The organism is Paenibacillus wenxiniae, from assembly GCF_039822605.1.
GTDB classification, from domain to species: Bacteria; Bacillota; Bacilli; order Paenibacillales; family Paenibacillaceae; genus Saccharibacillus; species Saccharibacillus wenxiniae.
Window position 1 is genome coordinate 687,852 of record NZ_JBCGUH010000001.1, and the last position, 22,934, is coordinate 710,785.

The window sequence follows — 22,934 nt, forward strand, 5'->3', positions numbered from 1 at the left end:
GATATGCTGTTGCTGACACCTATTCTATACCGCTCGCTCTGAACAAGACTATAGACAGAACGAACCAATTTGGAAGTTGAAGCAAAATGACCTTTTTCGCAAATTTTCATAAATAAACATCTTTTTTAGTCTTATTCTCACATTTTCAAAAGTGGTATTTTGTCGTTAACCGTTATCGTCTAGCTACTTTTCAACTAGATAAAACTTGAAAATGAACCATTTTGCTTAGTCGCTATGGCAGGTATATGGAACTGTATCCATATGACCCATAAGCTCATCCATTACTGTATCGACTCCAACATAGTTAACTTGTCTAGCTCATTTGCTACTAGCATACGAATGTCAGCACAACTCTGTACACTTCTATACACGATCGTATACTACAACCCCGATGTCAACGGGCAGGATGACCTAACCTTTCCTGCAAACGTTGCAGTTCAATCGCGATCAATACACGCTGACTATCGGTGCACGTATATCCATATTCATCTTCCGCATGATCGGTCATTTCCTGTGCATGCTCATACCAGTCAGCATATTTTTGACGAGCGATCACAATAATCTCTTCGTCCAATTCAGCAGCAGGATGACCGTCTACCGACGATTGCAAAATGCTTTTCAATTGACTGATTAATCGTTCATAAGCTGCCGATTTGCGATCGAGCGGTTGATTTAACGCATATTCAATATCTTCGACCAAATCGCGAATGAGCGCCGCCAAACCAGCGGATGCAGCCCCGGAGCCTGCATTCATCACAGCGGTATGAATGTGCATTGCGATATACCCTACCTCATCCTCAGGAATATCCACATGCAGCTGCTCGGCAATTAACTGACGTGCATATAGCCCGATACGAAATTCCGCCGGATACAAAATACGTATTTCCTCCAGCAGCGTATTATGAATCATCATCCCGCTGCGCAGTCGTTCCAGCGCATGGGAAAGATGATCGGTCAGCGCAATATGAATATGCTCGTTAAACGATACGTTCAATTGCTGTTCAGCATAGGAAATGATCCGCTCGGAAACGGCGATTTCTGCTTCCGGTAGCTTTTGCAGCATTTCCTGCAAGTAGCCGTATCGCTCTTGATCTTCCAAAATGAATATTTTCTCGATGCGGCTCGGATCGACCACGTCGTTTTTACCTTTTTCAAACGCGACACCGCCGCCCATCACAATTTTCTCCTGTCCCTGATCGTCGACGATGACCGCGTTATTGTTCAAAATCTTTTTGATTTTCATCGGATTCACCTCCATCGTGCTTTATGATGAACGTCCGCCTTTGCCCAGCAGCAAGGTCAGCATAAATGCCGTCCCTGTCGCCAGCACAAATCCGGTCATATAATGAACAAAATTAGACCAGCCAAACGGAATAATAAATGCCAGCATCGGAATGCCCGTCAAGCCAAATGAACTTGCCACCACATGATGCCAGCCAATATAAGCGCCCCCGATCGCACCACCTGCGGCGGCAGCGAGAAACGGTCGCACTAGCTTTAGATTGACGCCAAGCGCTACCGGCTCTGTAATACCGAGAAAAGCAATGAGCGCTCCAGGTAATGCCGCTTTGCGTAGCCCAGCATCGCGGGTACGGAAATATACGGCTAAACCGGCACCACCCTGTGCTACATTAGCCATCGACCAGATCGGCAATAAAAAATTAACCGCAATCGTCGGGTTGGAGATCAATCCCGCCTCAATTGCCTGCAAGCCCTGGTGCAGTCCGGTCAGTACAATGCTGCTATACACGCCGCCCAGCACAAGTCCAAACCATGTCCCTCCATAGGCGTACAACTGCGCTAGCAGGGCGGCACACCAGTGACCGAGTAGCCCGGCAAGCGGCCCGATAACAAATAAGGCAAGTGCACTACCACCTAGCAGCGATAGTACTGGAATGACCAGTACATGCACCGAGCCATGAATGATGCGGCGCAGATACATTTCCAGCTTTGCCATCAGCAGCGCCGCTACGATGACCGGAATCGCCGTTCCTTGATAACTGAACTGCGGCAATGCCACCAGGCCAAACGACGAAATAACCGATGGTGGCATGCCATCGCTGCCGACAATTTCCGGCCTTGACATCAACATGCCAAGCACTGCACCGAGCACAGGTGTACCACCAAACCGTTTGGCCGCATAATACCCGAACATCACACTAATAATTTGAAAAATCGATCCGGTTAACAGTTGCAACAACCGGAACCAGAGCGCTCCTGCCGGCACCCAGCCAAGAAATTGCAATAGACTGACCAGACCAAGCAGGATACCAGCTGCTACGAATACCGGAATCATCGGTACGATAATATCGGAAAAGAATGCTACCGCATCCACCATACGTCCGATTGGCGAACGAGCGGCAGTAAGTGGGATATTCGCTGTTGGAGCAGAAGCGGTAGTTGATGGCAAAGGCGGCCGTTCTGCTAGTAGCGATTCACCGGATGCAGGCAGTTGTCGTCCTGTCATATGCTGTTGTTCTACTGCATTATGTTGCTGGCTTATACTCTGTTGTTGCTGGGTTGTACGCTGTTGCTGTTCCATTGCGCCGATGCTGTGATTGCGATTTCCTCTGTTCTGTTGGACTATACGCTGTTGCTGTTCTATACGTTGTTGCTCTGCCATGTTCTGTTGCTCTGCCATGTTCTGTTGCTCTGCTATATTTTGTTGGGTTACCGACTCTGCTTGTCTCGCCGGTTTCGTTGGCTCTAACGTGTGCTGTTGCTGCGGACCTAGCTCGACTTTAGCCATTTCATTAGGCAAATTCGCCTGTACATTGTCAGCTGGCGACGGATCGCCAGCTGCACGCTGCAATTGACGCTCAATTTGCCGATGCAGCCGAAACGTTAGCTCCGGTCCTACGATAATTTGCAGCTGACTGCCAACCTGGCGTACATTGTGCACCTCTGCAAGTTCGGTAAGAGCCGAATGATTCGCTAGCTCAGGATGATGCAGCCGCAGGCGGAGACGGGTCGTACAGTGAAGAACACTCTGTACATTGGCTAGTCCACCGGACTGTTCAATCAACTGTTCTGCGAGCTGCTGCATCTGTCGACGCTGTTCACGCCGTTTCGCAGCTGGCGAATGACGCTCCTCCTGCCGCATGATCCTTCCTCCTTCGCTGATGATTGAGTATGCCTGTGTCACGTACTGCATATATCGAACGATCCTGAAGTACGTGATATCGGGTTAGGGTATGATCACTAGTTGTTTGGTGATCATAGATTGTAGTATGACGCAATTTTTTTATTTTATTTAAACGATTGTAATGAGGCATAATATGCTGAATGATCACCTGTCAGAGACAATTTATACATGGCATACTTGTGCAGCTGTATTGGTATACAATGCTTGCTTACATTGTTTATATGCTTTACTTTGCATACATGGCATGGTGGTTGGATATTCAGCACGGTATCAAATCATCGTGTACGCGCTCAGCATCAAACATCATGATACATACGCCCTGTCTGTAAAGTATCGAATCATCGCATAGACGCTCAACCCTTGATATCATGCAACTTTGACAGTATACGGCACATTTCTGGCTAAAACAACTTTATCAAGAACCGGTTCCATTTTATCTAACTTAAAATACAGAATTATAGATACTCAAACAATTTCCCATAGCAAAGTGGTCAAATTCATTACAATCGAATCATCAACTTTTCTCTGTGCCAGCAATAAAGTGAACAGGAAAAGACTGTTGACGTTAATAAAAAATAAACCACCCGTCTGTTCTATATTATAGGATAGACGGGTGGTTTGGATGAAAACGATAGATTCCAACTTCGCGTATTAGCGTATAGGTTGGTACGCTTATTGTTATTTGGAACAGTAAGAGACAGTAGATCTGATTCCAACATTACTAACAAACATGCTCCTTTAATAAGATCGGGTATCTATTCGCTTCTCATCCGGTATCACATAAGAAATCGTACCGGATTGATCAGAAACACTTCCACCTACGTTATAGATTCTCCCTGTTTGATGATAACTATTGTTCGCTTTAATAATAGCGGATACTTGCAAATAACTATCGCCCCAACCTCCACGTAAATAATAAGCGAAGTTTGCATACTTTAATGGAATATTGCCCCATTTGTCTTTCAATTGAAATGTAAGCAGATCATTCACAATATGAAAATCGTCTGTTGCAGCGCTTAATCCATGAGCCTGCCATGTAATAACCGGAAAATCCTGTTTAAATTCGATCAACGAAATGGTATCTCCATAAATATGGTAGAACCGTAATGCTTCGCCTTCTGGAAATAGAAACTCCTGATCCAACCGTTCACCATCGGATTTGACATCCAGCGGTTTGCGCAAGCTCTGATTTCCCGGAATAGGTATCGGCAAACGTCCACTTGTGATCAATTCACGTGCTGCTGCCAGATCTCCTTGATATAAAACTTGTTTCATTGATGCGTTTATTGGCGATTGCATGGTCAATATATAGTTATTGTAATGATAGGAATACCCCAATTCCTCAACAAAAGACAATGGAACATACAGTTGACTATTCTTTTTCCATACCGTTTCGCTATTACGCGTATTCCACATTCTGCTAGTGTCATTTAGTATGTAGTCAGTTGCATTGACTTTTAATGTATAAACTTCACCTGGCCAGCGCGCAAACGTCACTGTATTATTATTGCTGTTCACACTCAGATGAGCGTGGGTTGGCCTGAGCAAACTGACGCAATGGAACAGCGAGCCTTTGTTTGGGTGTAAATACCGTACCTCTATCCAGCTTTTGTCCATCTGGCGCGATAATCGTTAGGACGCGATGGGCAGTTGCAGCTTGTATCGTTACAGGCCACAGCAGTCCGATTATAATCGCGAGTAGTGGGATCGTACAAAATACTTTTTTCAATCTCCATCTTCCTTTCCATATTTTTGAAGTGCATAGGATTAGACTTCACTATTGTTAAAAAGGTTGCATCCCCACTACAGGCTGCCACTATTATGTGTGGAATTGCTTTATTATTTCGTTAATCACCGGAAGCGCTATAACTCACTTTAGTGATGGAGTGCTTCTTTTTATCCTCATAGGCACAAATACTAAAGATCAGCTTCAATTACAATCGCTTTACACTGCGCGCTACGTTCTCATCTAAAATAATGATTAAGCAGTATAATAACAACGACAACAATAATCCCTCCTATACCAAATGTACCGATATGTCCTTCTCGTTCACGCCTGCTCCTGTCATCCTGCAAAAACTTCAATTCATTGCGTTTCTTCATTGTAGGCTCCTCCTTCATCATCTTTCCTTTTTACTTTAACGGAGTTGAACTCCTAGTCGCATGTGATAAAAGTTCCTTTTTTATCAATTTCTTTCATTCTAAGGAAAATAGAAAAGCTTCCAACTGGTGTATACATCATCCAGTGGAAGCTTTTGATCAGAAGCTATTTTACTTATCTTATTTATCTTATTTATTTATCTTAGATTGTTTTCGTTGTTTTCATTATTTTCGTTATACCGAGTGGAATCATAGTGTAGCTTACGAATGAGCAGGCACTACATCTTTCGCTTCCGTCGGTTGCTGTTGTCTGGAAATTGCGAACAACACACCCCAGATCAGCATAAAGCCGAGCAATTGCGGCCATGTGATCAGCTGTTTGTACACGATCCAGTTGACCAGTACCCCAACCATTGGGAAGCTTAGCTCTGCCAGTGTAGCGACAGAAGCTTTAGTCGTCGACAATCCTTTATAATACATCAGCAGACTGAGCAGACCCGGCAGCAACGCCTGTCCGAACAGGTTAAGCAAGATCAGCAACACCGGAATCGTGCCTGCTGGCAGCCCCCATGCTGCATTTTCATGCACAGTCAGTACGATCAGCAGTGGAATGGCTAGAATGAAGCGCAGTGATGTGACCGTTTCATACTTCATTTTACCAACCATCAGGCGTCCCATAACGGTAGAACCGCCCCATAGTGCGGCTGCACCCAGGGCGAGCAGTGAACCTACCTGGGCAATATCGTTCATATGTCCGATCGGCAGTGTGAAGCCGAACGTGAGTAAATACGTACCTGCCAGTGCCAGACCGAACAGCCAGCCAAAACCGCGTGGCAATACTTCCTTCAGTAGCAGACGTGCCAGAATGATCGCGAACAGTGGTTGTAGCTTTTGCAATAACAGCACAGCGTTCAAATCGCCATAGGTCAAACCCATCGTGAACAACACGGTTGCGATCGCCGAGCCACCCCATGATAGGAACAACAGTGCGCCGACATGCTGCCATTTCAGTCCTCTCAGCTCATGACGGTTCACCCATAAAATCGGAGCTGCGGCAAGCATAGCCACCAGATGCTCCAGCAAAACGATCTGGGTTGAAGTGAACGTCTCCAACAATAAAATACGGAATAACGGATCGACACCCCATAATGCCGCCCCGAAAAATACGAGCCAAAATCCACTTTTAATTGTACGTTGCTTCGTTTCCTGTGCTGACTGAAATTGATAATTGACATTTTCCATCATTCAAACTCCTCATGTGATTAGAATTTGAATAGGCGATCTCATACGGAAAGCCCCTGAGCATCGAACATCGACATTCAGGGGCTGATCAAATAAACATGCCAGTATCGTTATCTGCGCGCAATATGCGTCAGCAAATACACCTGAACAGGTTCATCCATTGATCTTCTCCCATCCGGACTTTACCGTCGGCTCTGGAATCGCACCAGATCAGTCAACTGCTCTCTACAGAACAGCGAGTCGCGGGCTGCTGCCGAATAGATCGACATTCACCGCCGGTTAGGAATTTCACCTACCCCGAAGATCTCTATTCGATTAGTTAAAATCATAGTCAAATCGTACCATAATGCTTCTTTTCATTAACGATACGAAACTTTTTTGAAAATTCCAAAAATTAATCGTTCAATAAATCTCATTATAAAGATACTTTTAGTAACTTGCAACTGGTTTAGTTCAAAAATTTCAAATTTCTTTAATTCTGATCTGTAAACACGGAATTACCCTATAATCGGTCTTACATAAACTTGATTTTTTTCACATTTATGCAAATTCTAATCTTCTATAGGTCTAAACTAACATTTCATCCCTTATTTTGTTGTTATATGGGTGTTAGGGCGCTATAATGAAGCTGATTTAACGTAAGACCATCTTTACATAATCTAATACGTGAAAGGGGTAGGGTCATTTGGATTACAATAACGCACCTCCAGGCTATCCGCCACAACCAGGTCAGCCGACACAAGTTATTAGTGTCAAAGAATGGATGATTACACTGCTGTTGCTGGCGATCCCAGTCGTCAACCTCGTCATGTTGTTTATCTGGGCATTTAGTGGAGGAACGAATCTGTCCAAGTCGAACTATGCAAAAGCAGCTCTGCTATGGGCAGCGATCTGGATCGTCGTTTACATTGTGTTCTTTGTACTGTTTGGTGCAGCCTTCTTCGCCAACATGCAACATCTGCAAAATAGCGGCTATTGATCCCCTCGCAGGAGTGATCTGGCCTCGTTATCGCATGCTGTAAACAACGTACATGTTGTTTCACAGTTGAACACTAGAAGAAGTACATGAAGTTAGATGAGCAAGTGATATGAAGAAGTTTAGCTTGAAGGAATGGTTCACTAACGAAAAGAAGCCCTGTATCAGGGCTTCTTTTTTTGCTTCGTTCTCCGTCCATATCATGTCCAATATAAAAAATAGGCATATATACAATGCAGCAATACTGATTGATAACGATTCAGCTTAATAACGATCCAGCACCAGCTGTGTTTTAAGTGAATCTTGCGGTACAAGCCAGCCTTTATCCTGCAAAGCTTGCATCAATTTGTCGCGATTGTCGGATGCATCGGAATAAGTATCCGCTTTGAACGAAATTTCGATAACTGGCTCGGTTCCTTCTCCACTTGCTTTGCGGATCGGCCATACTTCCACATCGATATCGAGACCGTTCCAGCTTCCTTCGTACTTGCTTGCTGTAATCGGGCCATACACACGGGAGTTTTTGAGTCTATCTTTACCCCAGCCGGATGATTTCCAGTTTTCCAATTTGCCTGGAATATTATCGACAACAAGCTCCAACGCTTTTTTCGCGGATGGCAATGACGCACTCGTATCCGGTGCTTTGCTGTCTTTATCGTTGGACAGACTCAGTGTTTGCTTGCCATAGCCCCAATCGACTTCGGCATCATAATTCGTATCATTCGCGTCAAACCCGTCTTTATTCGCCTGAGTTAAAGCAGCGTCAATATCGCCGTTTTCGATCGCATAGCGCTTTTTGTAAGTCATTTCGTATTTGGTTTTGTTTTCTTTTTTACGCAGACGCACATTCCAGCCTTCTTCATTCAATTTCTGGTTGTTCGTGTCAAAGTATTCGATGGCAATTTTTTGCGGCTTGGACGGCAGGGCAAATGCACGGTTTAACTCGCTGGTCGGTGCACCATCTGCATTTAACACATCTTGATCCAGTACAAATTTCACCTCGTATGTTGGCGTCATATTTGCCGCAGCTTCCGTTGGTGCTGGCTGCGCAACGATAAACGTCCCGGCAAGCAATGTGCCGCTCATCCATACGGCTACCGTCTTTTTCCATTTCACTGTTAATTGATTCATCGGTTCCTTCTCCCCTTTATCGTTTGGAATGCGTGTTGTATGAACTCTTTTAGTTTAGAAAATGGGCATTAGCGTGGAATCAACATTTCTATGGCAGAGCGTCAATTTTCCATATAGTCTCTATATGGAAAGGATGAATTATTCGATAAGCTGGTACCAAATATAGATTTATAGGTGCCAAAGCAGTGCCATCGTTTACTATGTAAAAATTACTATTTTATTAAGCAGATGTTAGCAAATAAGCATATCTTAGCAAATCGCTACTATGATGAGTTTCACCCTCTTGTTCCTCATCTCCATTATGTGCTTTTTGCAATCTCTAATTATTGCTCGATTCGATCATTCAGAATAGGGTTGGAAGCTATACCTCCTACTTTGAAAAAGAAAAACACCAGACCAGCATGAAGGCTGTGTCCAGTGTTTGGGTGATTGAGAAGGCGTTCAAGTGCATATTCATTTTGCTTTGTCCATTTGTGTATGCCATAAAATCAACCATCACTTGCTCACAGGCTATGCGAGCAATCACTTAAAAATCGAGCTTTGCTGTCGGGATCAACGAATGAATAGATCGATAACCGTGTTGGCGCAAGTAGGAAGCTAGTTGATCCGTGCGTGCCTTAGGAGCATGGACGAGCACAGATGGCGGACGATTCAGATCGTTGAGCATCTGTTCTACATCCGGTAAGCCCTGATGTACTTTGTAGCCAATCCTTTTGATTCTACAGCCGCTGAGCGGCGGTGTAGCTACGAACTGTCTACCGGGGGAACCTTTAGCAAGATGACCGGTGAAGATCATTGTGCTGTGTGGATCATATTGCAGACGTTCATAGTGTCGGCGTGCCAGACTTGTTTGCAACATACCGTCGGGGGTGAAGATGATTTTGCTACGATGCTGTGTATAGAGGGCATCGGTCTGCTCTGGATCGTAAAGTGAATACAGCTGTGCATGATGGAGTAAACGCTCGATTCGCGGCTGTATATCGTGATACAGCCAATCCCTATAACTCGTAAGAAGCTGTATGCCTTCTAACAGTACCGATTCTACTAACAGTGGGATATGTGAATAGTGTTCACTTGCCCACAGCAGCAGCTCCTGTCCACGTCCATAGAGCGGTACAGGCAATAAAATGGAACCTCCTGTTTGTAATGCGTCATCTATATGTGTCTTAATCTGATGCAGTTTGTCGGTCTGTGATTCTGAATCGTCTCCATAAGCAGCATCGACGATTGCCAGATCGAGATCGGGTAATATCGGTGAAGCAGTTAGCGCTGAATACTTCGATTCCGATATTGCTGTATATGCTAGTTGTTCATGACTATGCATCGTCTGTATAGGCACGGTCTGTAGCACCTGTGCTTCATTGTACTTGTATGACTGATGCAGTGGTCGATCTGCAACGAGCATTTGAGATTCGGACGTATAATCACCGGAAAAGAAAATGGATTTCCCTTTCCATTTCAGTGCCAGCCAGATCGAACCGGGCAAGTGCCCTGATCGTCCCCAGCAGATGTCTAGTCCAGACTGTAGCTGCCCCCATTGTCCAGGCGTAACTACATCTTCCAGATAGCGATAATGAATGAGCTGCTCGTCCTCATCATCATAAGGACGCGTCACATGACGTTGATCGGTATACTTTTTCCATGCGTTAAAATAGGCAGGTAACTGCTGCACCGTCGCTCTTGTCGTCCACACTTCTCCACGATAACCATGCCGATACAAAATCGGCAACCCGATACAATGATCCTCATGAGCATGAGACAGAAACACCGTCTGCAAACCGCCAATCAGTTGTTCCATATTTTCCACTACCGGATATTGTCCGCCGTCTTCCTTTTTCACACCGTAATCTAGCAAAATATGCGCCTGCTCTTCGGTGAGCAAATAGCTAGAACGACCATGCTCCCCCGCGCCGCCAAGTACCGTCAATTGCATACGATGCTCACGGCTGCTTGCTGCCTGTAGCAGGCAACGCGTTCAGGATGAGCAGCAGAATGGTCGTAATGCCGACCGATACGACGGCCATCGCCATTCCCATCGAGACCGCTCCCTGTTCAAACTGGGCAAAAATATACGTGGCAGACGTCTGCATCGACGGCGGAAGAATAAGCAAAGACGCTACCAGCTCACGATTGGAAATTGTAAAAGTCATCATCCAGCCAGCAATAATGCCCGGCACAAGCAGCGGTAGTAAAATACGGCGGAATACATACCACGGACGACCACCGGACATCGCTCCTGCCTGAAGCAAAATCGAGTCGATTTGACCATAATTCGCTTTCACATATTGCACCGTATACGGCAGAAATAGAACCACATACGTTAATACAACCATGCCATATGTATTGTACAGGTGCACAGGCATCCAGGTTGAATTCCAGAATAGAATCAATCCAACTACAATAACGATACCGGGCACCGTATTGGGCATCAGACTGAACAGATCGATCCATTTTTGCGATAGACGGCGGCTACGATCAACTTTGAGCGCAAGGAATGTGCCGATCACGACCGCAATCGTTGATGATGCGAGTGATAGTGTAAAGCTGTTCATTAATGCCTGCATGCTATCCGAGCCTGGCTGTAGCAGCTCAGCATAATGCGCGAATGTCCAGTTGCCTGCCGCAATGCCTATACCGCGCAGCTTGAGCAGCGAAGCGGTAATAACGGAGAAGTACGGAATGCCGATCGATAGCACAAGCAATGCGATCACATATGTCCAGCTCAGTACACCTTTCCAGCCACCGAGACGATAGCCACTTTGACGACTCCCTTTGCCACCTGTCAGACGATACGAATAGCGGCTGCTCAGCACGCTCTGAATATACCACATCACCAGGCATACACTGAGCAATAACGATGCCAGTGCAGTCGCCTTACCAAAATCAATCGGCCAGCTGGAAATATATTTGTGAATTTCCGAAGTCATCACATAATAACCAATCCGGCGCCCAAATGTAGCCGGTGTGCCAAACTCCGCAATCGTTTTGACGAAAATAAGCAATGCACCCATGACATAGCTGGATAGCAGTAATGGCAAAATAATACGCCGAAAACGATACGCTGGCGAACCGCCATGCAGCGCCGCCGCTTCTTCGGTACTGCCGCTAATTTGTAGCAATGTATTCCGCAAAATCAAATACAAAAATGGAAACAGATGCAAACTCATAATGAGCACCATCCCACCCAGACTGAAAAAGGCAGGCGTCCATGCCGCAGATGCTGGCAGCAATTGCTCCATATAGCCGTTTTTTTGCATAAATAACATCCAGCCCATCGAACCGATATACGGCGGTGTCATAAATGGAATGAGCAGCACCACATCAAGCAAGCGCCAGCGTCCAAGCGCCGAGCGCGCCATAATCCATGCTAGCGGCAATGCCAGCAGTGTGGTGAGCACAATAACAAGCGCGCCGAGCCAGATTGAATTTAACATTACAGAACCAAGACTGCTACTCGCAATCGTGTGAAACGGTGCGAGCCAATCGATCGTTCCATCACTATCGATCGCGGTTCGGAAAATAAGCAGCAGCGGTAAAACAATCAGTACGGTCAGCAGCATAAATGCCGCGACCGTACTCCATCTTTGAAACCAGTGTCCTGATGCCTGTATCATAGATCCATCCCCTTTACGTGAAGCCCGAACTTACTTGTACAGCTCTGTGAAACGAGCCGCTACGTCTGCGCCATGCTCGTCCATCCAATCCCATTTCACCGGATACGTTTTAATATCCGACAGATTGGCACGATTGTCAGCCTTAATGTCGGTACGTCCTGGCAGCAGGGAAGCTTTAGCGACCAGCTGTTGTGCTTCATCAGACAGCAGGTAATCGATAAATTGTTTCGCCTGCTCTTCATGCTTCGTCGTTTTAATGATCGCCGCTGGACGTGGGCTGATGACTGTACCTTCGGATGGATACACGATATCTACAGGCTCGCCGTCTTTTTTAGCTTTGTAGGCCATATAATCGACACCAGCAACGACCACATCTTTTGCCCCCGTAACGACCGGATCAAGCGCCTCCTGGTTAGCACCTGCCATCGCTACTCCATTTTGCTTATATTGCTGGAACAGTGACCAGCCACTATCGCCTTTGACACTCAAATAACCTGTAATAAAGTCTAATGCCGAACCGGACAGGGATGGATCAGGAATGTTCACTTTGTCTTTCCATTGCGGCTTCGTCAACTCTTCCCATGATGTTGGCGGTGTTTTCACCTGCTTGGTGTTGTATACGATACCGAGTGCCGAAGCGCTATAGCTAAAATAGTTGCCATTTGCATCCGACCAATCTTTGACCAGCTTATCGTGATTGGCTGCTGCTGGATAAGGCAATGTTAGCCCTTCCTTCGCCATCGATTGCATCGAAGGTAGCGAGGCGAGGACAACGACATCAACGACCGGATTTGATTTTTCCGCTTCCATCCGAGAGAGCACTTTACCGGTCGTACCCTGGAACATTTCCACCTGAATACCGGTTTTCGCTTCAAAGCCAGCTTCGATTTTTTTCGCCAGTCCTTCCGGGCCTGCACTGTACACTACGAGCGTATTGTCGCCTTTGCTAGCCGAACTGCCTGCTGCACTTGTCGTGCTGTTGCTACCTGTATTGCCGCAACCTGCCAGTGTCGTACCGAGCATTGCCGTTACTGCGAGTAAACTTGTCGTTTTCCACATTTGATTCCAATTCATGCGTTATTCCCCCTCATATATATGTTGGTGCTTGTAAACGAGTGCCATAACGACCTGCGCTATCATGACCTACCATCCTATCGACTCTAAACCTTGCGCCATCTCGCCAACATTTCACTTATCCTACTTCGTGCTATCGCTCGCTTGCGATCATCGATCATGAAATATGCTGCCTGCCACCGGGTGAAGGCGCTGATCCATGCTGAGCATCCTGGACACTTGGAGCAATCGGCACATCTTCAGCTGAACGATGATGCTCGCCAACTTCGCATAGATGCTGGGCAGATACATAGAGCTGCACTTTACTCCCAATGCTCATGCGCTTGTCATGGTACGCTGTCCACATTCGTCCTTCCCCTGCATTCAGTTCGATTTCATATCGATCTCCCATATAACTCACACGCTGAACTGTAGCAACATACGAATGCTCTTCGGATTCAGATTCAGCTATCGGTTGCCAGCGTGCATGCTCTGGACGGAATAGCGTTTGCTCCGGCTCAATCCAATTGGATCGACCGATAAAACGCGCGACAAAGGGATGCACAGGCTGTCGATAAATTTGCTCTGGCGTACCGCGCTGCAATACATGACCAGACTGCATAACTAGAATCTCGTCCGACATCGACATCGCTTCCGTCTGATCATGGGTCACATACAGTGCAGTCAATCCTAGCTCACGCACCAGGTTCATCAGTTCATCTCGCATGTCCTCTCGTAACATCGCATCCAATGCGCTAAGCGGCTCATCAAACAGAATCAGACCGGGCTGCATCACAATCGCACGTGCAAAGGCAACCCGTTGCTGCTGACCACCAGACAGCTGATGTGGCTGACGCTTCTCCATTCCGGTTAGCCGTACCTGATCCAAGGCATGCTGTACACGCTCACGGATATTGTTTTTCTGACCGTTAGCTTTTAAACTAAAGGCTACATTTTCGTAGACGGTCATATGCGGCCAGAGTGCAAATTCCTGAAATACCATGCCAAAATGTCGTTTATGCGGCGGCAAGTTCACTCTGCGCGCCTGCGAGAACACCGGTTCACCATCCACCAGAATTTCACCGCTATCCGGCGTTTCCAGTCCGGCGATCAGTCGTAGCAAGGTAGTCTTACCGCAACCCGACGGGCCTAGCAATGTTGTGAACTTGCCCGCGGGAATGATCATATCGACTGGTTTTAGCGCCTGCACGCCGTCATAGCGTTTGCTCACGCCTCGAAGCGTAATTTCTGTCATCTGCCTTACTCCCCTCTATGTACTTGTTGCTTGATCGGTCATCTATGAATACTGGCTTACATATACCAGCAGGCAGCAATCGTTTTGTTCAACTGAATTCAGTATAAAAGGTGAGTTTGTCCGGCATATGTGGGGAATGTAAACGAAATATCAATTTTTACTATGCTCTATTTTGATAATCATCGAATAATTCTATGCTAGATTGAACATGGAGGTGTGAGATGAATCTGATCAAATTACAAATCGTTGAGCTGCTAAACCGACATCAGAAAATTACAGCAGTCGCTGATGAGCTAGGACTTAAGCAGCCTACCGTTACGTTTCATATGAAAAGTTTGGAAAAGGAAATGGGCGTGGCGTTATTCGAATCCCGTGGCGGCAAAATTGTACTGCGCGAGCCGGGCAAAGCGCTGCTGCATTATGCAACGAAGATCAATGCGCTTGCCGCAGAATCGAAGCGCATTGTGCAGGAATTTGGTGCGTTAGAGCGTGGGCAATTGCGGATTGGCGCAAGCTATGTACCGGCAACGTATTTTTTGCCGGATCTGATTCATTCGTTTAGCCATCAATATCCGGGCGTACAGCTCTCGATTGCGGTCAAGACCGCACCGGTCATACGTGATATGCTCATCAATCATGAAATTGATATGGGCATTATGCTAACCGAGCCATTTGAACATCCTGCTCTGGTCAAAGGATTAATAGGTGAAGATCAGATGGTCGTCATTTTCACACCGGATCATCCGCTGGCAAGCGAATCAGAGCTGAATCTGGACATGCTTCAGCGCAGCCGGTTCGTGCTGCACAGTCACGATTCCAGCACACGTCAAATTAGCGATCGCTGGATGCGCGATAACGGACTGGAAACCAGTTCTTTTATCGAGCTTGATTCTGCCGAAGCGATCAAACGTGCCGTGATGCTGGGCGGCTATGCAGCCTTTCTGTCGCGGATGGCTGTCGAGGAGGAGCTGCGCAGTGGGAAGCTACAGATGCACAGTTTGCCCGATCAAGCACTACGCCGATATTTGTACTATGCGTACAACAAGGAGCGTCATTATTCCGGCTTGATTCATCGCTTTGCTGCCTGTCTGAACGAATCGACAGCAACGTCTGATGCTGCCGTAACTTGATTATTTTTTCCACATATCAATCGACCTCTCTGTTACAGTGCAAGTTTTCCCTATAACACAGGCTCTTTTTCGTGATGTGGATCGCTGCCTCTTCTACACTACAAATTACTTTTCTATACTAAAATCAATACTATAAATCGATATTTCTACACTTCTACACCATCATAATCTGTTATCACCACGTCAGTCGGTGCTTCTATTACACATTCCCTTCCTAAACGTGCCTACAGATGACGGCATACAAAAAAAGAACGTACAGCTGCATTCCCGCTCTGCTGTACGTTCTTTTTATTATTTCATACCGATATCGCTCAGTATATTACTATAGATCAGCCTACTCACATCGATCAATATCGATCAGCCAAACGAAAGCTGCTCTTCTGCCAGCAAAGAATGCACCTGCTGAAACCCTTCCTGCTCCAAACGCAGTGCAAGTCCATCGGTGCGTGAAGCTGGCGCATGCACGAGCAATGCGCGTGGACTTTTCAGATCAAGCAGCATTTGCCGTACATCTGGCAATCCTTGATGCACCTTGTAACGCACATGCAAAATCTGACAGCCGCGATGTTCCATATCCATCATGAGCATTCGCCCGAAGGAACCCTGCGCCAGATCGCCTGTGAAAATAACACGGTTATCGTCTCTAGCAGCAATACGCATATAATGCTGCTGCGCCTTACTCGACTGCATCATGCCATCATCTGTAAAAATGAGCGCCGATGGATGCGTCTGAATGAGCTGCTCACGGGAATGATCATCGGTCATCTGATATAGACGTGGCGATTGAAGGAGTCGCTCAATCCGTTCCGCTCCATCCGGCTGCAACCATTGCTCGTCGGAAGCAAATAGTTGTAGCGCATCAAGCAAATCTTGCTCGACTAGAATCGGAACTTTCGGAAACTGCTCAAACGCCCATAACATCAACTCTTGACCACGGCCATACACAGGCACTGGTAACAATACTGTACCTGCATGCAGCAGCGTTTCTTTCATATACCGACCTAATTGAGCGAGCTTATTGCCCTGTCGATCGGTATCGACACCATACGCTGCATCCACAATAGCCAGATCGAGATCAGGAATTTGTCCGGGTAATGGATAGGCGCGTGACACAATACGGGAATGATGCAGCGGACGATCCGCTTGCAGCAAACGCGATTCTGCACTGTAATCACCGGTGTAAAATATGTTCTTACCATACCATTTCAGCGTAATCCAGATCGAACCTGGCACATGCCCGGCTCGTCCCCAGCAGATTTCCAGCTCTGGACGAACCGATATCCATTGCCCCGGTGAAACGATATCTTCCACATACCGAAATTGTAGCTCATCGCTGCTGTTTGCCGCTGCTTGCTGCGTATGCATTGCACCTGCCTCAGCCAGAGCGTAATGCTGGTACTCCATTTTTTTCAGACAGACAGGCAACTGACGCACTGTAGCTCTTGTCGTCCAAATCTCACCCTGATATCCATAATGCTGTAAAAATTGAAGACCGCTACTATGATCTTCATGGGCATGCGATAAAAATACCGCCTGTAACCCGGGTATAATCGGTCTGAGCCTAGCATGCTCCTCATCATATTCCGGCTGTATGTCAATTCCGCAATCCAGCAGTATATACTGATCATCCCGCCGAAGCAGATAGCTGGAACGGCCATGTTCTCCGGGACCACCGAGAATAGTAAGCTCCATCATGTTAATCAACTCCATCTGTTTTCGCCGTTTTTTCAGCAGAACCGGCTTCCATCATTTTACGTAGCTTTGAATGTATACAAGAGCAGCACGTGTCTTGAACAGTATATCGCCTTAATTTGCAGACAGTGTATGGACAATGTAAACGCAATATAAACTTTTCCTACCTCATGGTCCCTTTCGTTTAATGATGCTCGTACAATACTGTACATCCTCTTTACGAATAGGCTGTATAGATCTATCCTATCCATCTATTTATGTATACAAAAAAAGCGTACCAGCCTGCATTCAACGAATGCTTGCGGTACGCTTTTTATGACGGTTCACAACCGAAACGGTTATGAAGAAAAGTTCATCAACAATCGGTCTTATTTCAAGCCGTATTTTTTGTTGAACTTGTCTACGCGGCCACCCACGTCTGCGTTTCTTTGTTTACCAGTGTAGAAAGGATGAGAAGCAGAGCTGGTATCAACACGAATTACAGGATACGTGTTACCATCTTCCCACTCCATAGTTTCGCTGGAATATTTCGTTGTTCCACTCAGGAATTTATATCCACAGCTAGGGTCCAGGAAAATAGCCTGTTGAAATTGAGGATGTCCTTCTTTTTTCATGAGTAATCACCTTATTTCATAAAATTAATCGCACTATTCCCATTATACACTGTTGATTCAAAATGTCAAAGAACTTCTGCTTTTTTCTAGCGTGAATTTTCGAGTAGAATGAGGCAGCTTTTCACGTCGCCCATCACACTTTAATTCGTTGTTATATGCTCTAAATAAACAAATTCGCCGTCTGTTATTCCGACAGACGACCAATTGTTAACTTTGCTTATATCTAAAAAAATTTACAATCTCTGCATTATGCTTGAGACATACTATCGTCACGCTCTTGAAGCGCGGATAGCTCGCGTGCTACCTCTTCAATTGTACGTGCAAAAATCGCCAGTTCCTCTGAGCTTTGCGCTTGCTGGTGGGATAACTCTACGTTTTGTTTGAAGTCGCCCTCTACCTGATCGAGCTTGCGTAAAATAACGTCCAGTGTTGCCGTAATATCCTGTAGTGCACTATGCGACGAGCCTGCCAGTTTGCGTACTTCCTGCGCAACAATACTGAATCCTCGTCCATATTCTCCAGCATGTGCCGCTTCAATCGAGGCATTCAGACCGAGTAAATGTGTCTGATCAGATAGCTCTCTCATCAATGAGCCTACTTTGCCGATCTGCTTCACTTCATCGCCCAGCGTATTCATCTCTTGCAGTGAATTTTCCTGCGTGGAAGCGATATGACTGGCAGAATCTGAAATAGCACGCGCATTAGCATTCAAACGGGCGATCATATCGCTAATCCGATTCACTACTTCCGTAATGGCGGCAAGCATATGCTCCTTTTGCTCACCCATTTTACGAATCTGGCTTTGTTCACGCTCCCCATACGCTTCCAGCACAAGCTGTGAATCCAGATTGAACATTTTGGTCAGCGCATTCAGCACATCGATCCATTCATCCGGTAGCTCTCGGCTCAGCACACGAGCGGAGATGTCGGTATAGGTCATGTACGTACCGAGATAATAATCCAGGTTCAGACCGATTTGCGAATGAATACGTCCTATTTTGAGGCGTGTTTCAATAAATTCATCATCGATCTTGCCGGCAGCTAAAGATAGCCAGTAATCCCGCTGAGTTTGCTTGAGTCGATGTACCGATGATTGATTGCGCTGGATCACCTGCTGTAGATCGGGATACCGCTCGATATGATTGTAAAAATAATCAACTACCTCATCGACGACCTTTGCGAATAGGTCACGATGTTTATATAATAACTGTACTTCTTTATCGGTCAAACCCATATATTCTAATTGTCGCTGACGTGTTGCCGAAACATGAATCATACTCTATATCCCCCTTTTTCTATATCCCCTGTACGAATTTGATGCTGTACAACTCCACTTATTTTTACATAAAATTAATAATTTCTTATTAGTATTACATCGGATCAATTATCATGTTAGTTTAGTAAACAAATGACGGATTTTGAAATAATTTGGCGAACAATCATGAGCGTGATTGGCTTGTGAATGACGCATTGATCATGTGAGTCTTCTCGCTCTGACAGGCATGTATCAATAGTTTTATCCCTACTCCATATATGTTTAGGATGGGAGATCACTCATTGCTTTTTCCACTTGTCCTTTTAGTCGCGCCTATCCTTTTAGCTTGTTCGTTTATTTGCTCCTTTATTTTGTTCCTTTATAATAATAAACAGAACCAAAGCTTGAATAGGCTCATCGATCCGCTTGATGATCCTACAATGAAGGAGAACCTATACGCTATGGCTGTACAACGAGAAACGGAACTTTATTTACCGATCAAGCATTTCTTTGTCAAACAGGGCTATGAAGTAAAGAGCGAAGTACGACATTGCGATCTGGTCGGTGTCAAACATAATGACAATGAACCGCTAATTATCGAGATCAAAAAAACGTTTAATCTAGCGCTGCTGCTTCAAGGCATCGAGCGGCAAAAGCTAAGCAGCAATGTGTATGTTGCTGTAGAACGCAATCGAGCCAAAAAAGGCGCTGCCAATCAGCGCTGGAGCGAACTGATCGTCCTTTGTGAACGGCTAGGGCTGGGACTGATCACGGTCACCTTTTACAAAACGAAGTCGCCGCTGGTGGAAATTTTGTGCGAGCCTAGTGTGGCTGCGACTACAGTTAAGCCGCGCAAAGGTAGTCGCCGTGAACGACTTGTGCGCGAGCTGGCTGAACGCAGCGGCGATTACAATCTGGGCGGTAGCTCAGGCGTCAAACTCGTAACAGCTTACCGTGAAAAGGCATTGCGAGTAGCTCAGGCGCTTGGTTCCAGGGAAGGGATCTCCCCACGCGAGCTAAGAGAACAGAGCGGTGTTCCCTCTGCCGCCGCAATTATGCAGGACAATCATTATGGCTGGTTTGAACGCATCGCCCGTGGAAGCTACCGTCTGACCGAAGCTGGCAAGCTGGCACTTGATGAATATGTGCATATTAGGAATCGCTTTGGTTCCTTATAGATCATGTAGCTTGAACCGAAGGGCATCTGTACAACACGATACTATGCAGCAATGCGGATACAAACCAAAATCTAGCAGCCGATATCCGCATGGAAAGGAACACATGAAAACAGCAAATGCTAATATGATGAAGCAAATGAATCTCCATCATGTACGTCAGGTGATGAAGCAAGTCGAAACAGCGACCAAGCCACAGCTGGCCGGATTGACAAAGCTTAGCGTCGTTACGATCAATTCACTTGTACGCGAGCTGCATAAACGCGGTGAGATTTTTGAGGATGCGCTTGTACCGTCCAATGGTGGGCGACCCGCACTAACGTACCGTTATAATTACGATTTCAGTCTCGGCCTGGTCATTTATATGAAGGATTGTGGCGGAAAGTTTATGTTATCCAGTGTGGTCATTAATCTGGAAAATCGGGTGTTAAGCAAGCGAGAACAGATCGTATCGTCATTTAAGCAGGACACGCTCGATCAGCTCATGGATGAATGTATAGCCGCCTATCCAGCTATCCAGGCTATTGGAATTGGTGTGCCCGGTCAGGTTGTCGATGGCGAGATTATGACGAGCAGTCATCGAGAGCTGGAGGGCGTGCGAATGATTGAACAGATCGGACAGCGATTCAACTTGCCTGTCTTTCTTGAAAATGATGTGAATGCGGCTGTGTATGGCTATCATACGAACCATAAGCTTGATCCAGACCATACCGTTACCGGTCTTTATTTTCCGGATCGGTATCCACCGGGCATGGGAATTCATCAGGAAGGCAGACTGATTCGCGGCAAAAGCGGAATGGCGGGTGAAATCAAGTTTCTGCCTTTTGATATCGACTGGTATACAGAATCGAATTCAGAGCGACTGGCGGATGCGATCGGCTGGATTATTCAAAGTGTCAATTCCATCCTTGCACCTGAACATATGGTGATCTATCAAAATAGTGTGGCTGAGGGCGCATGGCGACAGGCACTGGAGAGATATCAAGCCCGATATCCAAGCCCTGTCTATCCCGATATTTTTCAAAAGCATAATTTTGAGGATGACTTTGAGACCGGTATGCGCTGGCTGACACTGCAAGCATTACAGCCTGCTACCTCCTACGAATGATTAGCCTACTCCAACACGATCGAATAGCCATGCATCGTTTTATACGATTTATGGCTATTATGATTTCTGTCCCTTTCACACCCAATTCGTCTTCGCGCGTTTATTTGCAGATACTTAATAAAATATCTTTATAAAGTTAATAAAGTATGTTATCTTGAACTTGTTATTTGAAGCTTAGCTACTACACAGCAAAGGGGTATGAACATGGCAACATGGTTTTTAGTAATTGTGTATCTCGCATTTATTAGTCTGGGCTTACCAGATTCGCTACTAGGCGCAGCATGGCCTGTTATGCGACAGGACTTGAACGCTTCGCTTGGATCAGCAGGACTTATTTCGATGATCATTGCGGCAGGAACGATCGTATCCAGCCTATGCAGCGGCAAATTGATCGAAAAGATAGGCACTGGCAATATTACATTGCTTAGCTGCCTGATGACCGCGCTCGCGTTATTTGGCTTTTCCTGGTCACCGTCCCTATTATGGCTCATGATACTCGCCATTCCGCTTGGACTGGGCGGCGGTGCGGTCGATGCAGCGCTCAATCATTATGTAGCTGCCCATTATAAGGCTCATCATATGAACTGGTTACATTGCTTCTGGGGTATTGGCGCTACACTCGGTCCGATTATCATGGCACATCATCTCGCTAATCAAGGAGCATGGCGACAGGGCTATACTACCGTCTCGATGATTCAGTTTGGACTCGTCATTGTATTGCTATTTAGCTTGCCGCTCTGGGGCAAAGTCGCTGCGGCACGCAGACGGAATAATGGAGCTTTAGATAATGAACCTCAGCAATCTACTGAAACGGATGGAATCACTACGTCCGCATCCACTTCCATTTTCAAGCTATATGGAGTGAAACCGACTCTGCTCGCTTTTTTACTGTATTGCGGTGTGGAAACGACGGTCGGATTATGGGGTGCCAGCTACCTTGTTGGCATGCGTGGGATTACAGCTCAAACCGCTGCGGTCTGGATTTCTCTATATTACGGAGGGATCACACTTGGTCGCTTCCTTACAGGCTTTCTATCGCTTAAGCTGAGCAATCTGTTAATGATTCGGTTTGGACAATGGACCGCTCTGGTCGGCGGCATTATCGTGCTATTGCCGTTACCTGAAGGCTTTGCTTTGACTGGCTTAATACTGATAGGTCTCGGTCTGGCACCTATTTATCCGAGCCTGCTGCATGAAACACCTGCTCGTTTTGGTCAAGGGAACTCTGCTCGCCTGATGGGTTATCAGATGGCTGTTGCTTATACCGGCACTACCGTATTGCCGCCACTGTTCGGTGTGATGGCAGCATCGCTATCGGTCGGACTATTTCCGTTTGTGATTGCAATTTTTCTGCTCTGTATGCTAGGCAGCACTGAACGTGTGAATCGTATACTGGCATCCAGAAATAAGGAGGCGTAACCATGATCGTATCGTTAATCGGGCT

The 22,934-nt window shown here is 46.2% G+C and carries 19 protein-coding genes and 1 riboswitch; of the genes, 5 read left to right on the forward strand and 14 right to left on the reverse strand.

Annotation, left to right across the window (positions count from 1 at the left end; all coding sequences use genetic code 11):
- Positions 1-394 precede the first annotated feature (394 nt).
- From AAHF22_RS02870 to AAHF22_RS02895, 6 genes are all read right to left on the reverse strand, one after another.
- On the reverse strand, positions 395-1,243 hold the full coding sequence (locus AAHF22_RS02870) for a PRD domain-containing protein (protein WP_347323451.1): 849 nt from the start codon (positions 1,241-1,243) through the stop codon (positions 395-397).
- A 21-nt stretch (positions 1,244-1,264) separates the two neighbouring features.
- A complete protein-coding gene (locus AAHF22_RS02875; RefSeq protein WP_347323452.1) occupies positions 1,265-3,103 on the reverse strand; it encodes a PTS transporter subunit EIIC in 1,839 nt (612 codons plus the stop codon).
- 780 nt (positions 3,104-3,883) lie between these two features.
- Positions 3,884-4,420, reverse strand: coding sequence for a hypothetical protein (locus AAHF22_RS02880; RefSeq protein WP_347323453.1), 537 nt, complete (start codon positions 4,418-4,420; stop codon positions 3,884-3,886).
- Between the two features lie 229 nt (positions 4,421-4,649).
- Positions 4,650-4,874 (reverse strand): hypothetical protein, encoded by a 225-nt coding sequence (locus AAHF22_RS02885; RefSeq protein ID WP_347323454.1) that lies wholly within the window; start codon positions 4,872-4,874, stop codon positions 4,650-4,652.
- Positions 4,875-5,110: 236 nt separating this feature from the next.
- Entirely contained in the window at positions 5,111-5,248 is a 138-nt protein-coding gene (locus AAHF22_RS02890; RefSeq protein WP_347323455.1) for a hypothetical protein, read from the reverse strand.
- A gap of 258 nt (positions 5,249-5,506) precedes the next feature.
- Positions 5,507-6,487: a DMT family transporter gene (locus tag AAHF22_RS02895; protein ID WP_347323456.1), complete on the reverse strand. Its 981-nt coding sequence runs from the start codon at positions 6,485-6,487 to the stop codon at positions 5,507-5,509.
- Positions 6,488-6,646: 159 nt separating this feature from the next.
- A riboswitch (FMN riboswitch) is annotated at positions 6,647-6,796 on the reverse strand.
- Positions 6,797-7,172: 376 nt separating this feature from the next.
- Here AAHF22_RS02895 and AAHF22_RS02900 point away from each other — a divergent pair.
- A complete protein-coding gene (locus AAHF22_RS02900; RefSeq protein WP_347323457.1) occupies positions 7,173-7,466 on the forward strand; it encodes a hypothetical protein in 294 nt (97 codons plus the stop codon).
- A gap of 261 nt (positions 7,467-7,727) precedes the next feature.
- Here AAHF22_RS02900 and AAHF22_RS02905 read toward each other — a convergent pair whose 3' ends face one another.
- The 5 genes from AAHF22_RS02905 to AAHF22_RS02925 form a co-directional block, all read right to left on the reverse strand.
- Entirely contained in the window at positions 7,728-8,549 is an 822-nt protein-coding gene (locus AAHF22_RS02905; protein ID WP_371834007.1) for a hypothetical protein, read from the reverse strand.
- 571 nt (positions 8,550-9,120) lie between these two features.
- Entirely contained in the window at positions 9,121-10,527 is a 1,407-nt protein-coding gene (locus AAHF22_RS02910) for an MBL fold metallo-hydrolase (protein WP_347323459.1), read from the reverse strand.
- 7 nt (positions 10,528-10,534) lie between these two features.
- The gene (locus tag AAHF22_RS02915) at positions 10,535-12,208 is read right to left on the reverse strand and encodes an ABC transporter permease (protein WP_347323460.1); all 1,674 of its coding nucleotides are present in this window, start codon (positions 12,206-12,208) and stop codon (positions 10,535-10,537) included.
- Between the two features lie 30 nt (positions 12,209-12,238).
- Complete coding sequence (locus tag AAHF22_RS02920; protein ID WP_347323461.1) at positions 12,239-13,282, reverse strand: ABC transporter substrate-binding protein; 1,044 nt, start codon at positions 13,280-13,282, stop codon at positions 12,239-12,241.
- 157 nt (positions 13,283-13,439) lie between these two features.
- The gene (locus AAHF22_RS02925; protein ID WP_347323462.1) at positions 13,440-14,516 is read right to left on the reverse strand and encodes an ABC transporter ATP-binding protein; all 1,077 of its coding nucleotides are present in this window, start codon (positions 14,514-14,516) and stop codon (positions 13,440-13,442) included.
- A gap of 221 nt (positions 14,517-14,737) precedes the next feature.
- On the opposite strand from AAHF22_RS02925, the gene AAHF22_RS02930 reads away from it, so the two are divergent.
- Positions 14,738-15,646: a LysR family transcriptional regulator gene (locus AAHF22_RS02930; protein WP_347323463.1), complete on the forward strand. Its 909-nt coding sequence runs from the start codon at positions 14,738-14,740 to the stop codon at positions 15,644-15,646.
- A 357-nt stretch (positions 15,647-16,003) separates the two neighbouring features.
- Here the strand turns inward: AAHF22_RS02930 and AAHF22_RS02935 are convergent, their stop codons facing one another.
- From AAHF22_RS02935 to AAHF22_RS02945, 3 genes are all read right to left on the reverse strand, one after another.
- Positions 16,004-17,341, reverse strand: coding sequence for an MBL fold metallo-hydrolase (locus tag AAHF22_RS02935; protein ID WP_347323464.1), 1,338 nt, complete (start codon positions 17,339-17,341; stop codon positions 16,004-16,006).
- Positions 17,342-17,706: 365 nt separating this feature from the next.
- Positions 17,707-17,952: a type B 50S ribosomal protein L31 gene (locus tag AAHF22_RS02940; protein ID WP_188773884.1), complete on the reverse strand. Its 246-nt coding sequence runs from the start codon at positions 17,950-17,952 to the stop codon at positions 17,707-17,709.
- Positions 17,953-18,199: 247 nt separating this feature from the next.
- Complete coding sequence (locus AAHF22_RS02945; protein ID WP_347323465.1) at positions 18,200-19,228, reverse strand: protoglobin domain-containing protein; 1,029 nt, start codon at positions 19,226-19,228, stop codon at positions 18,200-18,202.
- Positions 19,229-19,668: 440 nt separating this feature from the next.
- Between AAHF22_RS02945 and AAHF22_RS02950 the strand changes: the two genes are divergently transcribed.
- The 3 genes from AAHF22_RS02950 to AAHF22_RS02960 all read left to right on the forward strand — a co-directional run bounded on the left by AAHF22_RS02950 (position 19,669) and on the right by AAHF22_RS02960 (position 22,909).
- The gene (locus tag AAHF22_RS02950) at positions 19,669-20,385 is read left to right on the forward strand and encodes a DUF2161 domain-containing phosphodiesterase (protein ID WP_347323466.1); all 717 of its coding nucleotides are present in this window, start codon (positions 19,669-19,671) and stop codon (positions 20,383-20,385) included.
- A gap of 103 nt (positions 20,386-20,488) precedes the next feature.
- A complete protein-coding gene (locus AAHF22_RS02955; RefSeq protein ID WP_347323467.1) occupies positions 20,489-21,490 on the forward strand; it encodes an ROK family protein in 1,002 nt (333 codons plus the stop codon).
- A 204-nt stretch (positions 21,491-21,694) separates the two neighbouring features.
- Positions 21,695-22,909, forward strand: a complete 1,215-nt coding sequence (locus AAHF22_RS02960) for an MFS transporter (RefSeq protein WP_347323468.1) — start codon at positions 21,695-21,697, stop codon at positions 22,907-22,909.
- Positions 22,910-22,934 lie beyond the last annotated feature (25 nt).

Bases quoted from the DNA above. Each gene is read 5' to 3' on its own strand.
- AAHF22_RS02870 (WP_347323451.1), bottom strand. From the start codon at position 1,243: ATGAAAATCAAAAAGATTTTGAACAATAACGCGGTCATCGTCGACGAT.
- AAHF22_RS02875 (WP_347323452.1), bottom strand. From the start codon at position 3,103: ATGCGGCAGGAGGAGCGTCATTCGCCAGCTGCGAAACGGCGTGAACAG.
- AAHF22_RS02880 (WP_347323453.1), bottom strand. From the start codon at position 4,420: ATGAAACAAGTTTTATATCAAGGAGATCTGGCAGCAGCACGTGAATTG.
- AAHF22_RS02890 (WP_347323455.1), bottom strand. From the start codon at position 5,248: ATGAAGAAACGCAATGAATTGAAGTTTTTGCAGGATGACAGGAGCAGG.
- AAHF22_RS02895 (WP_347323456.1), bottom strand. From the start codon at position 6,487: ATGGAAAATGTCAATTATCAATTTCAGTCAGCACAGGAAACGAAGCAA.
- AAHF22_RS02905 (WP_371834007.1), bottom strand. From the start codon at position 8,549: ATGAGCGGCACATTGCTTGCCGGGACGTTTATCGTTGCGCAGCCAGCA.
- AAHF22_RS02910 (WP_347323459.1), bottom strand. From the start codon at position 10,527: ATGCAATTGACGGTACTTGGCGGCGCGGGGGAGCATGGTCGTTCTAGC.
- AAHF22_RS02915 (WP_347323460.1), bottom strand. From the start codon at position 12,208: ATGATACAGGCATCAGGACACTGGTTTCAAAGATGGAGTACGGTCGCG.
- AAHF22_RS02920 (WP_347323461.1), bottom strand. From the start codon at position 13,282: ATGAATTGGAATCAAATGTGGAAAACGACAAGTTTACTCGCAGTAACG.
- AAHF22_RS02925 (WP_347323462.1), bottom strand. From the start codon at position 14,516: ATGACAGAAATTACGCTTCGAGGCGTGAGCAAACGCTATGACGGCGTG.
- AAHF22_RS02930 (WP_347323463.1), top strand. From the start codon at position 14,738: ATGAATCTGATCAAATTACAAATCGTTGAGCTGCTAAACCGACATCAG.
- AAHF22_RS02935 (WP_347323464.1), bottom strand. From the start codon at position 17,341: ATGATGGAGCTTACTATTCTCGGTGGTCCCGGAGAACATGGCCGTTCC.
- AAHF22_RS02940 (WP_188773884.1), bottom strand. From the start codon at position 17,952: ATGAAAAAAGAAGGACATCCTCAATTTCAACAGGCTATTTTCCTGGAC.
- AAHF22_RS02945 (WP_347323465.1), bottom strand. From the start codon at position 19,228: ATGATTCATGTTTCGGCAACACGTCAGCGACAATTAGAATATATGGGT.
- AAHF22_RS02950 (WP_347323466.1), top strand. From the start codon at position 19,669: ATGGCTGTACAACGAGAAACGGAACTTTATTTACCGATCAAGCATTTC.
- AAHF22_RS02955 (WP_347323467.1), top strand. From the start codon at position 20,489: ATGAAAACAGCAAATGCTAATATGATGAAGCAAATGAATCTCCATCAT.
- AAHF22_RS02960 (WP_347323468.1), top strand. From the start codon at position 21,695: ATGGCAACATGGTTTTTAGTAATTGTGTATCTCGCATTTATTAGTCTG.